The sequence below is a fragment of the Pseudomonas sp. QLc11A genome (genome assembly GCF_052112305.1).
Taxonomy (GTDB): domain Bacteria; phylum Pseudomonadota; class Gammaproteobacteria; order Pseudomonadales; family Pseudomonadaceae; genus Aquipseudomonas; species Aquipseudomonas laurylsulfatiphila.
In genome coordinates, this window is record NZ_JAVAJJ010000018.1 from 52065 (window position 1) to 69667 (window position 17603).

Annotated in this window: 15 protein-coding genes and 2 pseudogenes; 9 read left to right on the forward strand and 8 right to left on the reverse strand. The window is 55.2% G+C overall.

Annotated features, from left to right (window positions below; translation table 11 throughout):
* Positions 1 to 147: 147 nt before the first annotated feature.
* The 4 genes from Q8X48_RS23290 to Q8X48_RS23305 all read right to left on the reverse strand — a co-directional run bounded on the left by Q8X48_RS23290 (position 148) and on the right by Q8X48_RS23305 (position 1985).
* Entirely contained in the window at positions 148 to 603 is a 456-nt protein-coding gene (locus Q8X48_RS23290) for a DUF6691 family protein (protein WP_407801332.1), read from the reverse strand.
* A 2-nt stretch (positions 604 to 605) separates the two neighbouring features.
* On the reverse strand, positions 606 to 1040 hold the full coding sequence (locus tag Q8X48_RS23295; RefSeq protein WP_407801333.1) for a YeeE/YedE family protein: 435 nt from the start codon (positions 1038 to 1040) through the stop codon (positions 606 to 608).
* Positions 1041 to 1091: 51 nt separating this feature from the next.
* Positions 1092 to 1490: a hypothetical protein gene (locus Q8X48_RS23300; protein ID WP_015095133.1), complete on the reverse strand. Its 399-nt coding sequence runs from the start codon at positions 1488 to 1490 to the stop codon at positions 1092 to 1094.
* 99 nt (positions 1491 to 1589) lie between these two features.
* On the reverse strand, positions 1590 to 1985 hold the full coding sequence (locus tag Q8X48_RS23305; protein ID WP_407801334.1) for a hypothetical protein: 396 nt from the start codon (positions 1983 to 1985) through the stop codon (positions 1590 to 1592).
* A gap of 318 nt (positions 1986 to 2303) precedes the next feature.
* On the opposite strand from Q8X48_RS23305, the gene Q8X48_RS23310 reads away from it, so the two are divergent.
* From Q8X48_RS23310 to Q8X48_RS23325, 4 genes and pseudogenes are all read left to right on the forward strand, one after another.
* The gene (locus Q8X48_RS23310) at positions 2304 to 4430 is read left to right on the forward strand and encodes a TonB-dependent siderophore receptor (RefSeq protein ID WP_407801335.1); all 2127 of its coding nucleotides are present in this window, start codon (positions 2304 to 2306) and stop codon (positions 4428 to 4430) included.
* Between the two features lie 231 nt (positions 4431 to 4661).
* Positions 4662 to 5378, forward strand: a pseudogene (serS, locus tag Q8X48_RS23315) (serine--tRNA ligase); the annotation flags it as partial.
* A 161-nt stretch (positions 5379 to 5539) separates the two neighbouring features.
* Positions 5540 to 5713: pseudogene (locus Q8X48_RS23320) on the forward strand (histone-like nucleoid-structuring protein, MvaT/MvaU family); the annotation flags it as partial.
* 145 nt (positions 5714 to 5858) lie between these two features.
* Positions 5859 to 6635, forward strand: coding sequence for an SDR family NAD(P)-dependent oxidoreductase (locus tag Q8X48_RS23325; RefSeq protein WP_407801422.1), 777 nt, complete (start codon positions 5859 to 5861; stop codon positions 6633 to 6635).
* A gap of 151 nt (positions 6636 to 6786) precedes the next feature.
* Here the strand turns inward: Q8X48_RS23325 and dctA are convergent, their stop codons facing one another.
* Together dctA and Q8X48_RS23335 are read right to left on the reverse strand one after the other, a co-directional pair.
* The gene (gene dctA, locus Q8X48_RS23330; protein WP_407801336.1) at positions 6787 to 8088 is read right to left on the reverse strand and encodes a C4-dicarboxylate transporter DctA; all 1302 of its coding nucleotides are present in this window, start codon (positions 8086 to 8088) and stop codon (positions 6787 to 6789) included.
* Between the two features lie 71 nt (positions 8089 to 8159).
* The gene (locus tag Q8X48_RS23335; RefSeq protein ID WP_407801337.1) at positions 8160 to 9515 is read right to left on the reverse strand and encodes a class-II fumarase/aspartase family protein; all 1356 of its coding nucleotides are present in this window, start codon (positions 9513 to 9515) and stop codon (positions 8160 to 8162) included.
* A gap of 116 nt (positions 9516 to 9631) precedes the next feature.
* On the opposite strand from Q8X48_RS23335, the gene Q8X48_RS23340 reads away from it, so the two are divergent.
* Positions 9632 to 10372, forward strand: a complete 741-nt coding sequence (locus Q8X48_RS23340) for a GntR family transcriptional regulator (RefSeq protein WP_015095466.1) — start codon at positions 9632 to 9634, stop codon at positions 10370 to 10372.
* 173 nt (positions 10373 to 10545) lie between these two features.
* On the opposite strand, the gene Q8X48_RS23345 is transcribed toward Q8X48_RS23340, so the two are convergent.
* Together Q8X48_RS23345 and Q8X48_RS23350 are read right to left on the reverse strand one after the other, a co-directional pair.
* A complete protein-coding gene (locus Q8X48_RS23345) occupies positions 10546 to 11745 on the reverse strand; it encodes an MFS transporter (RefSeq protein ID WP_407801338.1) in 1200 nt (399 codons plus the stop codon).
* Between the two features lie 179 nt (positions 11746 to 11924).
* Positions 11925 to 12851 carry an alpha/beta hydrolase gene (locus tag Q8X48_RS23350; protein ID WP_407801339.1) on the reverse strand — a complete coding sequence of 309 codons (927 nt, stop codon included), beginning with the start codon at positions 12849 to 12851 and terminating at the stop codon, positions 11925 to 11927.
* A 121-nt stretch (positions 12852 to 12972) separates the two neighbouring features.
* Here Q8X48_RS23350 and Q8X48_RS23355 point away from each other — a divergent pair, with 121 nt between their 5' ends.
* The 4 genes from Q8X48_RS23355 (at position 12973) to Q8X48_RS23370 (ending at position 17508) form a co-directional block, all read left to right on the forward strand.
* Positions 12973 to 13908 carry a LysR family transcriptional regulator gene (locus tag Q8X48_RS23355; RefSeq protein ID WP_407801340.1) on the forward strand — a complete coding sequence of 312 codons (936 nt, stop codon included), beginning with the start codon at positions 12973 to 12975 and terminating at the stop codon, positions 13906 to 13908.
* A 651-nt stretch (positions 13909 to 14559) separates the two neighbouring features.
* A complete protein-coding gene (locus Q8X48_RS23360) occupies positions 14560 to 15330 on the forward strand; it encodes an SDR family oxidoreductase (protein ID WP_407801341.1) in 771 nt (256 codons plus the stop codon).
* A gap of 76 nt (positions 15331 to 15406) precedes the next feature.
* A complete protein-coding gene (locus Q8X48_RS23365; RefSeq protein ID WP_407801342.1) occupies positions 15407 to 16498 on the forward strand; it encodes a glycerol dehydrogenase in 1092 nt (363 codons plus the stop codon).
* Positions 16499 to 16545: 47 nt separating this feature from the next.
* Complete coding sequence (locus Q8X48_RS23370; RefSeq protein WP_027620510.1) at positions 16546 to 17508, forward strand: cyclase family protein; 963 nt, start codon at positions 16546 to 16548, stop codon at positions 17506 to 17508.
* Positions 17509 to 17603 lie beyond the last annotated feature (95 nt).

A 17603-nucleotide genomic window follows, 5' to 3' on the forward strand; every position in this document is an offset into this window, starting at 1 on the left:
GATCTTTTATGGAAACAACTTTATTTTGACTCTCACCGTGGACAGTGCCTCTCGGCGTATTTCCGACCCTGGACCAGGACATGACACGGGAATCAGCGACGGTGAAAGCAGCCCGTAGAGTAGGTATGGTCGGCTCCCAGGTAAAATTCAGGTGGATTTACCCACGGAAACTGGAGCCGACGACCCACGACGGCTTTGTCGCTCAAACCATTCGAATAGCGCCATGCCGGCCAGCATGGCCATGACAAACACCGCGCCCTTGAAAATGCCCGAGCCCAACAGCACCAGAGAGGGGCCCGGGCAAATCCCGGCCAATCCCCAACCGACCCCAAATAGTAGGCTGCCGATGATCAGGCGTCGGTCGAAGTGTCTAGCTGTGGGCAGATTCATCGGCAAGCCAAGCAGTGATCGCGTTTGTTTTCTTGCCACCCAAAAGCCCAGGGTAGCCACGGCAATGGCACCGGCCATGACGAATGCCAGCGAGGGATCCCACGTCCCGGTCAGGTCCAGGAACCCCAGCACTTTGGCGGGGTTTGTCATACCGGAAACCAGCAAACCGACCCCAAATATGAGCCCGCAAATCCAGGCGAAGAAGAGTGCCATGATCAATTCCCTCCCAGAAGGTGGCGAACCACAAAGACGGTGACAAACCCGGCACTCATGAACACTACAGTCGCCACCCCTGAACGCGGCGACAAGCGCGACAGGCCGCAGACACCGTGACCGCTGGTGCAGCCAGCCCCATAGCGCGTGCCAATGCCGACCAACATCCCGGCGACAATCAATAGCGGATAACCGGCATCGATCTGCAACGTAGGCAGTGGTGCATTCAGGCGGTAAAGCTGCGGAGCCATGAGCAGCCCCAAGACAAATGCTATGCGCCAGGCGACATCACCAGCCAACGGGCGCAGTAAACCGCCGACAATGCCACTGATGCCGGCGATGCGCCCATTAAACAGCACGAACAGGGTAGCGGCAGTGCCTATCAACAGGCCGCCAATCAGAGCGCTCAACGGTGTGAAATGGTTCAGATCGATCATGGCGACCACCTATCGTAAACCGTCGCTACATTGTCTACAGACTTGTGCGCGTCACTTGCTCATCGGCATGTTCATCATGCTCGATTGCTGATCCATCATTTTCATCATCATGTTCATCATTCCCATCTCCATGCCGTCTTTGTTGCCGGCCATGCCCATGCCATGACAGTTCTTATGCATCATGGCCATGCTGTCCTTCATCGTCTTCATGCTCTCCTGCATGGCGGCGTGTCGCTCGGCAGGGGTCTTGGCTGCGGCTGCCTTGTCGTGTGCAGCCTGCATTTTTTGCATTTGCTCGGTCATGACATTGTTTTGCTTAGGCGTAGCTGTTTCGCTCGTCTGGCCAGGCGCGGTCTGCCCTTGCTCCGGGTGATGCTCGTCGACTGCCGAGGCGATGAGTGGGCTGCTGATCAGCAGGGTGGCGAGGATTATTTTCAATGAGGCATGCATGGCAATCTCCAAAGGGTGAGGACAATTCAGGTAATACCAGGCCGCGCCAGGTTGGCGCAGTCAGACAATGCGCCGAAGATCGGCGCGCAGAAGGTCGGATTAATCGTTGAAACGGACGAAAATCAGGCGGGCAGGCGGCCTGGCCGGTACAGGGCGCCGTAATGCGAGAAAGGCAAAAGCGGAGGGATTGGCGGGAAACAAAATCAGCAACGCAGGGATCAGTAACAGAAACGTCCAACTGAACAGATCAAATGTTTGAAGATGGAGCGAAGGACTTACAGCTATCGCCGCATCGGCGCAGTGCTGAAGGCAGCCCAGGACGTGGGCGTCGTGGCTCTCGTGATCTTGCGCAGTGTTCAGTGAGACATGCGTTGTAGCCGGATTGTGGCTGGGCTGTGCCAGACATCCCTGGGTCGCTGCCACACCAAACGCTAACACCCACAGCACGATGGCGAGGCGTATGAACGTTGGTTGACGATGGCGAAACCAGAACATGGAGAATCTCCGGTACTGATTAGCAAGTTTTGATTTATCAACATACAGCACATCGAAGTGCCACGGTTGATCCACATCAATTTATGCAGGTGGGTGTCGGCTCTTCTGGCCGCTTTCGCTCTTTACGACTGGCTGCGCAGGGTCGAAATCTAACCTTCCCTGGTCACTTTCCGGCAAACAACAATTTATTTCGAAGGGAGACCGAAGCAAAAATTCAAATGCGAATACGTATCAAAAGCCTATTTTCTGGTATACCATGCGCGCCGATTTGTTGGCATGTATGCCATCCCATTTGGCTATTTTCACAAGGTTTTTTCGATGCGTCGTGCTCTGGTTTCTATCTGTGTGCTTCAGGCGTTTTCCGCTTCTTCCTGGGCGGAGGAAGCGACAATCGATACAGCCAGTCTGGAGTTGCCAGCGACCGATATCGTTGGCGCTGGTGACTTTGAAACGGCCTTGGGGCCGGTGGATGGGTATCGTGCGACGCGCTCGGCCAGTGCGACGCGTACCGACACGTCGATTCACGAAACACCACAATCCATAACAGTGGTACCCAAAGATGTTGTCGAGGACATCAGTGCCACCCGGTTGCAGGAAGCGCTCGACTATGCCGGCGGGGTCGGGCGGGCCAACAACTTTGGCGGCCAGGGTTTGACTACTTTCACGGTGCGTGGATTTACCACCGGCGAGTTCTACCGCAACGGATTTCCGATCAACCGTGGTTATCCGAACATGCCGGATGCCAACACCATCGAGCGGCTCGAAGTGCTGCGCGGGCCGGCGACCATGCTCTATGGTCGAGGCGATCCCGGTGGCACATTCAACGTCATCTCCAAACAACCCCTGGCCGTGCCCGTTGTGACCTTGGGTAGCCAACTAGATGACCAAGGGATGAAGCGTGGCACGCTGGACGCCTCCGGCCCGTTGGATGAAGAAGGCCGCCTGGCTTATCGCCTGAACCTGGTGGGAGAGGGCGGTGATACCTTCCGCGATCATGTCGAGACCGAGCGTTACGGCGTGACGCCGGTTCTTTCCTGGCAGGCCACCGATGACACCAAGGTGATTTTCGAAGGCGATTTCATGCGCAATAACCACCCGCTTGACCGCGGCGTGACGCGCTATCCGAATCAGATAGGCACCGCGTCTCGCGATACCTTCTTCGGAGAAAAAGACGTTGGCAAGCTGCACAACGACAACAATATGGCTCAGTTGCGTTTCGAGCACTTGCTGAGCGATAACTGGACATTGGGTGGTGGTTTCCAATGGCTCGATGGCACTCTTGAAGGCAATGCCGTTGAAGCCAATGGTGTCGCGGCCGACGGACGCACCCTGGGCCGTAACTTTAACTACCGCAAGCTGGAATGGACGGATAAAGACACTCAGCTCAATCTCACCGGGCATTTCACGGCGGGCGGTTTCGATCACACCTTGCTGACCGGCGTCGAATTCGAAGACTACGACTACAAGTCGATCATTCAGCGCTCCAGCGGCGCGGTGAGTGCGTATCCGATTGATATCTTCAATCCGGTGTATGGCCAGCCTCGACCAGCCTTGACCCGAACTCCGACCCACGACCAGGAAAATCTCAAGACCTACGCTGCTTTCCTCCAGGATCAAGTGGCATTGACCGAGCGCTTGAAACTCCTGGCCGGTGCCCGCTTCGAGCGTTTCGAACATGACTACGAAACCTTTGTACCTGGCGGAAAAAGCTGGGAAGCCAGCGACAATGCAGTGACCCCGCGCATAGGGCTGACCTACGACCTCACCGACACCGTGGCGATCTATGCCGATACGGCCCGCTCGTTCAAGCCCAACACAGGTGCCAGTCGCCAAGGCGGTGGTTTCGAACCGGAAAAAGGCAAATCCTATGAGTTGGGTGTCAAGTGGGAAGCGCTGGACAGTCAATTGAGTGTCGACGCGGCGATCTACCAGATTGAAAAACGCAACGTACTCACCACTGATCCTGTGGACTCTACCTTCAGTGTGGCGGCAGGTGAAGTGCGCAGCCGTGGTTTCGACCTGAACGTTGCCGGCATCCTGACTCCGCAATGGCGAGTGATTGGCGGTTACGCCTATGTCGATGCGCAAGTGACCAAGGACAACGTCATCAAGTCCGGCACCCGACTGATGAACATCCCGCAAAACAGCTTCAGCCTGCTCAACGTCTACGAGTTCCAGGATGGCGCACTCAAGGGATTGGGTCTGGGGACGGGCCTCAAGTACGTCGATGAGCGCGCAGGGCAGACCGCCAACACGGCGTTTTCAATGGGTAGCTACACCGTGGTCGACCTGCTCAGCTACTACAAGGTGAACGACAGGATCAGGCTCAACCTGGATGTGAAGAACCTGACGGACGAAGACTACGAAGAAGGGGCGTTTGGTAACGTTTACGCCTATCCAGGGGCGCCAAGAACAGTTCAGTTTGGGGTTTCGCTAACTCTCTAAGGAGGCAAAGCCAGCTCGCAAATCAGCGGTTTGAACTATTCGATAGGTAAACAAACAAAACCCGGTCATGGCCGGGTTTTGTCTGTTCATGTCCAACTCAATGTAGAGCGTTACAGAATGCTCGAATAGCGTCGCAAGCTTTGCGCAACGGAAACGGGGTTTTGTGGAGAAGCGACCGGGGGTTAGTGGAAATGGACACATCGAGGGATTGAGCTTGTCGATAGTCACCTAAGTTACGAGGAAACCTACATCCCCTACATGGTTCATGCGTCTGCTCTTCAGGGCACCGGCCAACTGCCGAAGTTTGAGGAAGACCTGTTCAAGATCACCCGTGAAGGTGAGGCTGACTTCTATCTTATCCCTACCTCTGAAGTCCCATTGACCAATCTGGCGGCTGGGCAGATTCTCGATGCAAAACGATTGCCCCTCAAATTTGTCGCCCACGGCCCATGCTTTCGCAGTGAGGCAGGTGCCTCTGGCCGTGACACTCGTGGCATGATCCGACAGCACCAGTTCGACAAAGTCGAGATGGTTCAGGTGGTTGAGCCGACGAAGTCCATGGAGGCTTTGGAAGACATGACCGCTTGTGCCGAGCGTGTGTTGCAGGCGCTCGAACTGCCATACCGTGTTTTGGTTCTGTGCACCTGCGACATGGGTTTTAGCGCCGTCAAAACCTTCGACTTGGAAGTATGGGTTCCAAGCCAGGAAAAGTACCGCGAGATCAGCTCTTGTTCCAACTGCGGTGACTTCCAGGCCCGTCGCATGCAAGCGCGCTGGCGCAACCCAGAAACCGGCAAGCCGGAGCTGGTGCACACTCTCAACGGTTCTGGGCTGGCGGTGGGGCGCACCTTGGTCGCGGTACTGGAAAACTACCAGGAGGCCGACGGATCCATCCGTGTGCCGGAGGTGCTCAAACCCTACATGGGCGGTGTCGATATCATTCGTTAAAGGCTGTTAGAGCTTTGGGGCTAGGACAGTGGTTCAGGCAGCAGAACGTCTTTGTATGGAGGTTCGAAAGGTAAATCGCGCCTATATACATCCATCCGCGCAGGCTGACGTCGATGGAATTTAGGGCATGCGGCCAATATTGCTGAAGCCAAGCGGGCCGTCGCGCACCAGCAGTCCAGTCCAAAGCCGGCAGCTGTAAGCCTCGCCAAGTGAAGGTCTACAAGAACCCTCACACCGGCGAAGTCGTCGAAACCAAAGGCGGCAACCACAAAACGCTGAAGGAATGGAAAGCTGAGCACGGTTCCGACACCGTTGAGTCCTGGCTGACCAAGTGATTTTGGTTTGAGTACAACAGGGCCCTTCGAGGGCCATTTTTTATGGGCGTGGCGAAGTCAGCGACCAAATACTCAACCGGCGTTTCCGGCTATCTGCTACATCTCCATTCGTGTGATTCGCAAACCTTCAACAGAGGCAAGGATGATGAATTCAAGCTGGGCAGATCAAGTGGCGCTTGTGAGTGGAGCGGGCAGTGAGCTGGGAATCGGTATGGCTATTGCCCATCGTCTTGGGGCTCAAGGGGCCAAGCTGATCGTCACGGCAAGCAGCGCACGCATCAATGAGCGGGTTGCGGAGTTACGCGCCGCCGGCTTCGAAGCAGAGGGTCGACCAGTAGACTTAACTCAGGAAACTCAGGTTCGTGAGTTCGTCGCTTGGGCTGAGGCCGTCTGGGGCCGCATCGATATTCTTGTAAATAATGCCGGTATGGCGATGCAAGGTAGTCCAGAACCGTTCGCCGAGTTCACGAATACGAGCCTCGAAACCTGGAATCTTTCCATCGCTAGAAATCTGACAACTGCGTTCCTGTTAACTCAAGGGGTGTTGCCTGGGATGCGGGCTAGAGGATATGGCCGCATAGTGAACATCAGCTCAACCACCGGCACACGAGCCAGTAATCCAGGAGAGGCTGCTTATAGTGCAGCAAAGGCCGGAATGGTAGGGATGAACATGAGTCTAGCTCTTGAGGTTGCTCATCAAGGTATCACTGTGAATTCAGTTGCCCCTGGTTGGATAGCTACAGGGTCGAGTACTCCTGATGAAGTCAAAGCAGCACGCTCTACACCTCTCGGGAGAGCGGGTCGGCCAGAGGAAGTGGCCGCAGCCGTTGTATTCTTGGCTTCACCTGAAGCGAGTTACATCACCGGTGAGTTGCTCGTGGTGGATGGAGGCAATTGCTTGGTTGAGAACAAAGCTAATTAAGACTTTTTTACTCCCTTCTGCGACCGTTCAGTCCTGGCTGACCAAGTGAGTTTGGTTTGAGTACAAGAAAGGGCCCCTTCGAGGGCCCTTTTTGTTATCGATTTTTAATCAATCTAGGGTGTTGGTATTTTCAGTTACCACCTTAGACCAGTTAAAGCGCTGCCTCCACATTACGCCCAAACACTCTGTTGTATTCGGCCTTGGCAGTCTGTTCGGTAAACTCCCCCGACCACTTCGACACCACAACGGTCGCTACGCTGTTGCCGATGGTGTTGCAGGTCGCGATGGCCATGGACATGAAGCGATAGACCCCGAACAGCAATGCCAGTCCTTCCACTGGCAGTACGCCGATTGCCGTCACCGTGGCGGCGAACACAACGAAACTCCCACCGGAAACCGCTGCTGCACCCTTGGACGTGACTAGCATGATGGCGATAGTACCCAGTTGTTGCTCCCAGCTCATCGGCACGCCGTAGGCGTTGGCGATGAACAACACGCAGAGCGACATGTAAATGGAGGTGCCATCGAGGTTGAAGGCGTAACCGGTAGGCAAGACCAAACCGACGCTCTGTTTGGAGCAACCGAATTTTTCCAGTTTCTGCAGCAGGCGTGGCAGGGCGCTTTCCGAGGACGCCGTTCCCAAGACAATGAAAATCTCATCCTTGATGTACTTGAGGAATCGCCACAGGCTGAAGCCTGAAATACGGCAGACGGCACCCAGCACCACGAAAATGAAGAATGCGACACAGACGTAGAACATCAGCACAAGGTTGGCCAGCGACATCAGCACCGCGCTGCCATTGCTGCCAACGGCGTAGGCTACCGAGCCGAAGGCACCCAGCGGAGCGAACTTCATGATCAAGTTGATGAACTCGAAGAAGCATTCGGAGACGCGGCTCAAGCCGTCCTCAATCACGCTGCGACGCTCGGGCTTGAGGGCCAGCAGGGCGAATCCGAATAGTACCGAGATCACCAGCACCTGCAGTAGTTGTCCGCCAGCGAAGGCACCGACAAAGTTGTCCGGGAAAATCCCGTAGATGAAATCCATCGTCGAGGCAGGTGCGTGACCCTTGGCGACTGCCGCACTGGCCGCCGCTGCTGTCGCGCTGCTCGGATGAGCATCGTGCATGCCAGAGCCGATGTTCAGCAGATTGCCCCACAGGAGACCGATGGCCAAGGCAATGGTAGAAACGATTTCGAAATAGATCAGCGCGCGCAAACCGACCTTGCCAACCCGCTTGATATCGCCTGCCGAGGCGATGCCATGGACGACGGTAAAAAACACGAGGGGGGCAACGGCAGTCTTTATCAGCTTGAGGAAGATATCGCCGAGGATCTTGAACTTGGCCGCCAGTTCCGGAGCCATGAAGCCGAAGGCAATACCCAGCACCATGGCGGCAATGACCTGGAAGGTCAGGTCTTTGTAGAACGGCTTTTTGTTGATAGTGGTCATGTCTGCGGTCTCGTTGTTGTTATTTGCGAGCGGTAGGCAGAAGGGCTCGATGCTGCCGAGCCCCGAAACAATCAGCGTTTGACGCTACCCTCACGAGCTAGGGCGATATCGACCATCTGCGGCGCAAGACCCAAATAGTTGGACGGGTCGGTCAGGCGCTTGAGTTCCTCGATATCCAGTTGTGCGGTGGCTTCTCCCTGGGTGAGCAAGGCATCGAGCAAACTGGTGCCTTCATCGTTAGCCATGCGGCAGGCGGCATATACCACGTCATGCGCCACTTGGCGTCCGAGCGCTGGGGCCAAGCCCATCATCACGGCTTCAGCCACAATCAGACCTTGGGTCATGTCGAGGTTTTTGCGCATGCGCTCAGTGCGGACTTCCAGGCCGGCGAGCATGAACTTCGCCTGGCCGAGGGAGGCCGCGCTCAAGGCGAACGCTTCAGGAATGGCGATCCATTCGGCCTGCCAAGGGCCGGTGGAACGTTCGAAGTCCTGAATCATTGCATCAAGCATCAGGCCTGCGTGCTGACGCACACCTTTGGCTGCGGCATACATCAATTCACAGGAGATCGGGTTGCGTTTCTGCGGCATGGTGCTGCTTGCACCGCGACCTTTGACGAAGGGTTCGTACACTTCACCCAGCTCGCTGGTCATCATCATCATGACGTCCAGGGCAACCTTGCCCAGGGAACCGGTGACCAGCCCGAGGAAGTTCAGGGTTTCAGCCAGGCCGTCACGTGCGACATGCCAGGTGGCTTGCGGAACGCCCAGACCCAGTTCCGCCATCAGGGCTTCCTGGACTTCCAAACCCTTGTCGCCCAATGACGCCAACGTGCCCGCCGCGCCGGCGAATTGACCGATCTCTACTCGCGGGCGCAATTCCACCAGGCGCTCGGCGTGACGGTCGAACATGCTTAGCCACACGGCACATTTGTAGCCGAAGGTGATCGGCAGTGCGTGTTGCAGGTGAGTACGGCCAGCCATCGGGGTATCGCGGTAGCGTTTGGCCAGGTCGGCCAGCAAGCCGCGTACAGCCTGGATGTCGCGCTCGACCAGTGCCAGCGCCGCGCGCACTTGCAACACAACAGCAGTGTCCATGATGTCCTGGGTGGTAGCACCCCAGTGAACGTAGCGACCGGCTTCACCACAGCTTTTCGACAGTTGTTCAACCAACGGCAGGATCGGGTAACCGACAATTTCGGTTTCGTGCTGCATCAGCGACAAGTCGAGAGAAGCATAGGTAGCGAGTTCGGCGATCTGTTCAGCGGCCTGGCTCGGGATTACGCCACAGCGTGCTTCGGCGCGGGCCAGCGCCACTTCCACTTCGATGTAGCGTTCGATCAGGGCTTTGTCAGAGAACACGCCGCGCATCTCGGCAGTGCCGAACATGTCGCGAAAGAGGGCGGAGTCGAAGACAGTGCTGGACATGAGGTAATCCTGATATGTTTGTTATTGAACGGACATATTTAATATGTCCGTACATAATTCTTACGTGCTCACTGATACACTGTCAACTCGGTGAACGCTCGGGACTGATGAAAGGTATGAACCAGACGCGCTATGCGGTCGTTGCAAAAGACTTGATGGAAGGGATTTCAAGCGGGAAATTCCCGGTCGGGACGTTGCTACCAACCGAATTTGAGCTGTGCGAGCTGTATGACGTGAGCCGCCATACGGTGCGTGCCGCCATCACCCAATTGCAGAACCAAGGGCTGGTGTCACGGCGAAAACGGGTGGGCACGCGGGTTGAGTCCGCCACACCAAAGGGCGGCTATTCGCAGTCGCTGGCCTCGGTATCCGACCTGGTTCATCTGGCCGAAACCCAAGTGCGCAGTATTCAGAGCGTGCAGCACTTTGTGGCCGACATCGCGTTGGCCAAACGCCTGGGCCTGGAACCTGGCGAGCATTACTTTTGTGTGTCGAGCATCCGGGTCGACCAGGAGAACCTGCGTGCGCCACTGTGCTGGACTGACGTGTATGCCCAGGATATTTACTCTGAGGTCATTGAATTGGCCGAGCAGCATCCTGACGAGCTGATTGCCGCTTTGATTGAGCAACATTTTGGTCGTCACATTGATGTGGTGGATCAGCAAGTGCGTGCGGTATTGCTGTCACCCGAGATTTCCAAGAGCCTCAATGCTGAAGCCGGTTCCCCGGGTTTGAACATACTTCGCCAGTACCGTGACGAGGAGGGGGCAGTGATGGTGGTGTCGGAAACCACTCATCCTCAGGATAGATTTACATTGGTTTCTCAGATGAGAAGAGAAAGGAATCTGCCCACGTAAAAGGTAGATTTTGACCGCAAGATCTGAGTCTTCAGTTTTATGACGGGGCGGCTTACCACGTAGCTGTTCTCATGATCGATTGTTGATGCAGCTCCGCAACTATCGAGTCCTGGCTAACCAAGTGATTTCGGTTTGAGTACAAAGAGCCCCAGAGGGCCCTTTTCATTAGTGCGTTACCAGTGCGGGCATCGGTCTACGACGCAGCCATTGCGCTGTTCGTAGCTGCGTTCGATTTTCCATCGGACACACAGCGCCAGAGCAATGAAGCATGCGCCGACCCAACCTACGGTACTAACGCCCACCCGATCGACAAGCAATCCAGTGATAACTGCACCGATGCCGATGCCTAGATTTATCATTGATACGTTGATGGCGTTGATCAACTGACCAGCTTTCCCAGCCCTTTTTAGCACGTCGATTCCGATAAGCAGGCTGACACCAGCGTGGCTGCTGGCAACGATGATGACGGCGAGTGGTACAGCCCATGTGAGATTGCCAAACACTGACAGGGCGCACATGCCGACGGCAATGGTCACCAAGACCCGTCTGAACAGGGGCTCAAGATCATCCTTCACACGTTTGGATAGGATCAAATTGCTCGCAATGTCTGCGACGCCGTAGAAGCATAAGATCAGGGTGACGCTCATCTCACCGAAGCCGGTCTGCCTTTCCAGGAAGGTAGCCAAGAAGTTGAATACCGAGGCTACGCCAGCAAACATTAAGCATGAACTGAGCAAGGTCATTGAGACGTCAAGCTTGAAGGCCACACGCACGGTGTCGCGCAGGTTTTCTTTCTGCCGTGCTTCCTCTGAGGGCCTGACCCAAATCCAGACGGCTAGCAGTGCCGTGCTGCTCAGCACCGTCATAATCCACATCGCCATCCGCCAGTTGGTCGCGTCTGCGATGAGCTTACCTACCGGGACGCCTACAACAGATGCGATTGAGATCCCCACCAAGACTCTACCAATCGCCATGCTTTGATTGCGGCCTTGTGACAGTGACTTCGCGGCCAGAGCAGCGTTCGTCCAGAAAACAGCGACACCGATCCCACCCAGCACGCGACCAGCGAGGATTACGTAGTAATCGTTAAACACTGCGGAAATCCCATTCCCGATAAGCAATGCCAAACAAGCGTATATGAGAAGGGATCGTTTCGAAGCCCGGTGTGCTATCACACCAATAATTGGCGCGCTGATGCCCATGCCTAAAGCAAAAGCAGTCACGAGCCCACTCGCCGCACCGATAGTGATGGCCAGCGATGTAGCAATTTGAGGCAGTAAACCTGCAACGATAAATTCAGAGGAGAGCATTACAAATGCAGTGAAGGTCAGCGCATAGACCCTGGGGTTAATCGTGCTGCGGTCTTGTGTCATCGGAAAAACCATCTTCTGAGTTCATTGGACACGACCTGCCAAGAAGGGCGTTTGGTGAAATTTTGCTTGGGTTGGGCAGGGCGCTTGCTCAGGTTCTCTGAATAGCCTGATGAAGCTTTTGTAGAAACAGGATGAGCAAAACCGCGATAGCCAGAAAGCTATCGCGGTTGTTCTGCGTTTTAGCGGTTAGCGTCGGCTAGGCCAACCTCAATGAAGCGAACGGAACTCTCCATAGCCTGCTGACCTTCTGGCAGCATGGTGGCGTAGAAGTGCCAGGCGTGGAACATCGCAGGCCATACTTCCAGGTTTACGCGAACGCGGTTATCAGCCAGGTGAGTTGCAAGGCGCATTGCATCACTCAACATCAGCTCGTTCTCGCCGATCTGCACCAAGATTGGTGGAAGACCGGTGACGTCCGCGAACACAGGTGAGGCCAGGGGATGATTGGCCAACGTGTCGCCTAAGAATGCTCTGGCGAGGATGTCCAGGACAGGCTTGGAGTTCAGAGGATCCAGACCTTCACGGTTGCTCATGGAAGCACCGGTGTGTTCAAGGTTTGCCCATGGCGAGATGGAGGAGCCAACCGCGGGCAATGAAAGCCCTTTCGATTTAGCCGCGACCATGACGCTGACAACCATCGCGCCGCCAGCCGACTCGCCAGAGAACGCAATTTTGTTAGCCGGGATTTTCTGCTCAAGCAGCCACTCGTAGGCGCGCAGTGTGTCGTCAATAGAGGCTGGGAACTTGTGCTCAGGGGCAAGGCGGTAGTCCGGCATGTACACACGAGCACCGAGCATCTTCGCGTAGTTGCCGCCGATGCCGTGGTAGCCGTCTGGACGACCTACAATGTAAGCGCCACCGTGGATGTACATTACTACTGCGTCAGTTTTGATCTCGTCCGGGGTAACCAGTGTGCCGGGTACGCCACCCATGTCGACTGCTTCGAATTTAACGCCAGTTGGCGCTGGATTTTGCGCGAGCATTTTTGCGTAAGAGTCTCGGATGTCGCTCATTTTTGTGGTGGTATCGATTCCCTTAAGAACGGGTACCAGATCGCTAAGGCTGTTGGCCCAGGTTTGGACGGCTGCTTGGACTTTAGTGTTCATAATGACCTCAATTGATCGTTGGGAGTGGATTAGCTAATTGAGATACTATGCCTAGTATTGGGGAATAGGGTTCCCCATAACAGGTGCTAAGCCGCCCGAACGTTGAGACCACTGAGGCCGCATGGAACTCCATAACCTGAATGATATCGCCGCGTTTGTAAGCTCGGTAAACGCTGGAAGCTTCACTGCGGCGGCAAAGCAACTTGGCCTTACGCGCTCTGCAGTGGGGAAGTCGATAGTCAGGCTCGAGGCTCGTTTGCAGGTACGTCTACTGAATCGCACTACGCGTAGCTTGAGCATGACGGATGACGGCCAGGTTCTTTATGAGCGCTGTGTGGGCGTTCTTCAGGATCTGGACGACGTGGAGGATGCCCTTGCGTTTCGTCGTTCAACACCCAGTGGACGACTGCGGATGAGTCTGCCAGTTGCATTGGGCAGACTTCATGTCCTTCAGCACATTGAGTGCTGTCTTAAGGATTGGCCCTCCCTGAGCGTGGATATCACCTTTTCTGACAGGCTGGTCGATCTGATCGATGAGGGATTTGATTTGGCCATGCGCATCGGGCCACCGAAGGAAGATTCTCGGTTGCTTACGCGCACCGTGGCCTACCAACAAATGATTACCTGCGCTTCACCCAAGTATCTGGCTGAGCATGCGGAGCCTAAAACGCCAGAGGATTTATCCGAGCACCAGTGCCTGCATTTCGTGAGCGGTGGGAGATTGCTTCCTTGGAATTTTCGAGTGAACGGGAGCTCCGTGCCCGTTACTCATGGTGGAAGGCTACAGATGGACAGTGCTGAGTCATTGCACCAGTCTGCTGTCGCTGGCCTGGGTATCGCGACTCTTCCTTCTTATGTGGTAAATGACGATTTGAGGAGCGGCAAACTCGTTCAATTGCTCGCAGGGTATGCAGAGGCCGCAGAGCCTATTCGGGTGATTTACCCTAGCAAGCGGCACCTCTCTCCAAAAATTCGGCTCTTCATCGATAAGCTCGTGGAGGCTTGGTCACCTCGCCCACCATGGGAGCATTCGGCGGAAGGCATTCACTCTGCCTGACCGTGAGCAGGCCCGCGCGTCTAGTCGATGCTTAGCATATGCATCGCGTATTCATCTCACTTGAGCATCAACTTCCAGGCGTGGGCACTGCGTCCGTATTCCGTGCATCTGCCAAAGAAACCAGTGGCTCAGAGGCTTAGTGCGCCGGTGTTTTCCACATCCTCAATATGATTGGTGCAGATGCTCATGACTGCGTTTCGTAGGAGCTATTGGCTGTCCTTGCGGGGGAGTGACCGTGCAGACGCTTGACAGCGGTCAAATATCCGATTAAAAATGAAGCGCTTCATAAATATCTCTTTCGAGAATAAATACAAAAAATATAGTCGTGAACATGTCATGGATTTTGTTGGCTTATGGCCGCAGGCTGTGAGCGTGAAACGATTCATATTTGCCGTTTTCCTAGGCAAGTCTGGAGATCATGATGGTCACTGCATCATTAGCCTGCGCTCGGTCAAGTACGCGGGCCGCCCTCGCCACTCTCTTATCTAAAGTCACCGACCGCTCCGCCACGGGGGCACTGGCTTCGCCACGCAAATCTCCTATCACCACCCGCTTACATGAGCCTGAAATTTTCGGTCAGCCAGTGCGGCATCGGACGCGTGTGAGCATCACCGCGTGTTGTTTCTGTTTTTTCAGCGCGGGGAATTTGGCATGACGAATCTTCGACATTCAGGACGCACAGTTCTCATTACCGGGGCAGGAGGGGGCATCGGTGCCTCGATTGCCCGGCTGTACTGCGAGGAGGGCGCGCGGGTTGCCTTGGTAGATTTCGACGAACAGTCAGTTTCCGAGCTTTCCCGGCAACTCAGTGCTGCCGGACATTTGGTGGCTTGGGCTAAAGCTGACGTATCAGATTTCGCTCAATGCAGTCGAGCGTGTCTGGAGTTTAGTGAGCAGCTCGGCCCGATCGACACCTTGATTAACAATGCAGGTATTTCACCCAAACACGAGGGCGCACCAGCGCCGATTTGGGAAATGGATCCTCAGGAATGGGATCGCGTCGTTGGCATCAACCTGACAGGCTCGTTCAACTTGGTCAGAGCTCTCGCACCAGCGATGGTCGAGCGCCGTTTTGGAAGAATAGTGAACATGTCTTCCGTTGCTGGCAGCGCTTACCTCCCTATCGTCGCGGCGCATTACAGCGCTACGAAAGCCGCAGTTATCGGTTTTACCCGTCACCTGGCAGGTGAGCTCGGGCCCTATGGCATTACGGCAAACGCACTGGCTCCGGGACGCATTGAAACGCCGCTTCTAAAAACCGTTTCTGTGCAAGCGAACCAGGCCGTCGTTGATGAAACTCCGTTGGGCCGTCTTGGAACGCCACTTGAGGTAGCTAAAGCAGCATGCTTTTTGACTTCAAACGACAGCGACTTCATCACGGGCCAAGTCGTGGATGTGGCAGGTGGCTGGTTGATGCGCTGATCCCGCCGGGCTCGTATTCAACATAACGATTTTATCTCACAGTTTTTCAGTAGCGGGTGGTGGCATGGTTCGAACAATGGGTTTTCCTGGCCGATACGAGCAAGGGCCAGGCGCGCTAAAGCAGCTTGGCAGAATCCTTTCGGATATGGGGCAATCGCGCCCTTTGGTGTTATGCGACGAGTTCGTCTCGAGGCATCTGTGGCCTGAGGTAGGGAATGCATTGTCAGAGCATGGCTTCGAGGCGAACAGTATCGTTTTTCCTGGTGAATGCACTAAAGCGGCAATTGCTTCGCTCTGTGAGCGATCCGCTGATTACAAACCCGACACCATTATCGCTCTGGGTGGGGGTAAGACAATTGACACGGCTAAAGGGATGGCTGCTCAGCTTAACGTCCCCATTGTCGTATGCCCGACCATTGCTTCCAGTGACGCACCAACCAGCCGTTTGATTGTGCTTTACGACGAGGCGCACAAGGTCGTTGGTGTCGAGTACCTGAACATGAACCCATCCGCAGTCGTCGTTGACACCGAAGTGATTGTCCGTGCGCCTGCAAGGTTTTTCGCCGCAGGCATCGGCGACGCCATCAGTAAAAAGTTTGAGGCGCAACAATGTCAGTCTGCCGGAGGCAATAACTCATTTGGTACTCCAGCGTTGAACACTGCATTGCTACTAACAGAGGCAGTGTTTACGACGCTTATGACCTACGGGTACAGCGCTTACCAAGCAGTAGGCCGGCACGAAGTTAATGATGATGTCGAGCGGGTTGTTGAAGGAACCGTCCTTATCAGTGGCGTTGGGTTTGAGAGTGGCGGCTTGTCGCTAGCCCATGCGCTTGTGCGAGGTCTTACGGCAATTCCTGCGATTACTTCCATGCTGCATGGTGAGCTTGTCGCATTCGGGACGCTGGTGCAGATGTCCGTCGAAGAGCGCCCGGACTCAGAGATCCTAGAGGTCGCCCAGCTTCTGAATGATGTGAATCTTCCCGTCACCCTCGACGGCCTTGGCCAGACGTCTCCGTTTACCTCTGAGGAACTGGACATTGTCGTCCAGGCAACACTGGGTGCGGTGTACGCGAAAAATATGGCGCCAGCCCTTACGGCTGAACGACTCATCCGAGGACTCGCTCGTGCTGACGAGCTGGGACAACGATTTGAACGTTTCAACTAACCGCTAAATGCAGCACAGCTAATCCAAGAATAAAAGAGGCTCAGAAAATGACAGACAAGACCGTTCCGCACATTCATGACTTGCTCAAAGACTCCCCTAAGAACTGGGGTAAGTGGGGCCCGGATGATGAGGTAGGCTCACTCAACTACCTTACAGGTATCGAAGTGCTCCAAGGGGTCAAAGAGGTCAAGCAAGGCAAGACATTTACTTTGCAGGTGCGGATGGCAGATCCTGCTGGTGACCCGGTCTGGCCTGGCCGCTCTCAGTCAAAACGCATGAATATCATGGATCGTGGTCACTACAACTGTGGCAAAGGCCCACATTTTCCGGGCTCTTACGAGTTCGCCGACGACGTGATGTTTTTTCATCTTCAAGGGTCAACTCAGTACGACGCCCTTGGGCATGTTTGGTACGACGATCAGATTTGGAATGGCTACAGCGCCGATACCACTATTGGCTCCTTGGCCAAGGCGAGTGTTGCTCCATTGGGTGAAAAAGGCATCGTTGGCCGTGGCATTCTGATCGACATAGCGCGCCACCGTGGTAAAGACGTGCTGGATGCAGGTGAAACTTTCAACCATGAGGATCTAATGGCTGCGGCCCGGGCTCAAGGCGTCTCTATCAACAAGCGCGACATTCTCATCATCCGCACTGGATGGATTGGCTCGTTTTATAAACGCGACCCGGAAGAGTTCTACAAAGACTTTATCGAGCCAGGCCTGACCTACAGCCCTGAGCTGGTGAAGTGGTTTCAGGAGATGGAAATTCCGAACATTGTCACCGACACCATCGCTAACGAAGTCACCGTCGATCCCGTGTCAGGGGTTGCGTTGCCGTTGCACAACGCACTCATGAGGAACTTGGGCATCACTCTCACTGAGATCGCTCAGCTTGATCCTCTCGCTGAGGACTGTGCTGAGGACGGTCAGTGGACGTTCCTGTACACCGCAGCCCCTCTAAAGGTCGTTGGCGGAACCGGCGCTCCTGTGAATCCGATCGTCATTAAATAAGTGTCTTTGCCTGGGGGCAGCAGAAACGCTGCTCTCAGGTTTTTCTCTCCAATTAACGGCTCCCGAACGGCAGGCTGTTGGCTTATCATCCTCTG

Coding starts and splice junctions, on each gene's coding strand:
- Q8X48_RS23340 (WP_015095466.1), top strand. CDS start 9,632: ATGAACCAGACGCGCTATGCGGTCGTTGCAAAAGACTTGATGGAAGGG.
- Q8X48_RS23345 (WP_407801338.1), bottom strand. CDS start 11,745: ATGACACAAGACCGCAGCACGATTAACCCCAGGGTCTATGCGCTGACC.
- Q8X48_RS23300 (WP_015095133.1), bottom strand. CDS start 1,490: ATGCATGCCTCATTGAAAATAATCCTCGCCACCCTGCTGATCAGCAGC.
- dctA (WP_407801336.1), bottom strand. CDS start 8,088: ATGACCACTATCAACAAAAAGCCGTTCTACAAAGACCTGACCTTCCAG.
- Q8X48_RS23370 (WP_027620510.1), top strand. CDS start 16,546: ATGACAGACAAGACCGTTCCGCACATTCATGACTTGCTCAAAGACTCC.
- Q8X48_RS23325 (WP_407801422.1), top strand. CDS start 5,859: ATGAATTCAAGCTGGGCAGATCAAGTGGCGCTTGTGAGTGGAGCGGGC.
- Q8X48_RS23305 (WP_407801334.1), bottom strand. CDS start 1,985: ATGTTCTGGTTTCGCCATCGTCAACCAACGTTCATACGCCTCGCCATC.
- Q8X48_RS23365 (WP_407801342.1), top strand. CDS start 15,407: ATGGGTTTTCCTGGCCGATACGAGCAAGGGCCAGGCGCGCTAAAGCAG.
- Q8X48_RS23355 (WP_407801340.1), top strand. CDS start 12,973: ATGGAACTCCATAACCTGAATGATATCGCCGCGTTTGTAAGCTCGGTA.
- Q8X48_RS23295 (WP_407801333.1), bottom strand. CDS start 1,040: ATGATCGATCTGAACCATTTCACACCGTTGAGCGCTCTGATTGGCGGC.
- Q8X48_RS23335 (WP_407801337.1), bottom strand. CDS start 9,515: ATGTCCAGCACTGTCTTCGACTCCGCCCTCTTTCGCGACATGTTCGGC.
- Q8X48_RS23310 (WP_407801335.1), top strand. CDS start 2,304: ATGCGTCGTGCTCTGGTTTCTATCTGTGTGCTTCAGGCGTTTTCCGCT.
- Q8X48_RS23290 (WP_407801332.1), bottom strand. CDS start 603: ATGGCACTCTTCTTCGCCTGGATTTGCGGGCTCATATTTGGGGTCGGT.
- Q8X48_RS23360 (WP_407801341.1), top strand. CDS start 14,560: ATGACGAATCTTCGACATTCAGGACGCACAGTTCTCATTACCGGGGCA.
- Q8X48_RS23350 (WP_407801339.1), bottom strand. CDS start 12,851: ATGAACACTAAAGTCCAAGCAGCCGTCCAAACCTGGGCCAACAGCCTT.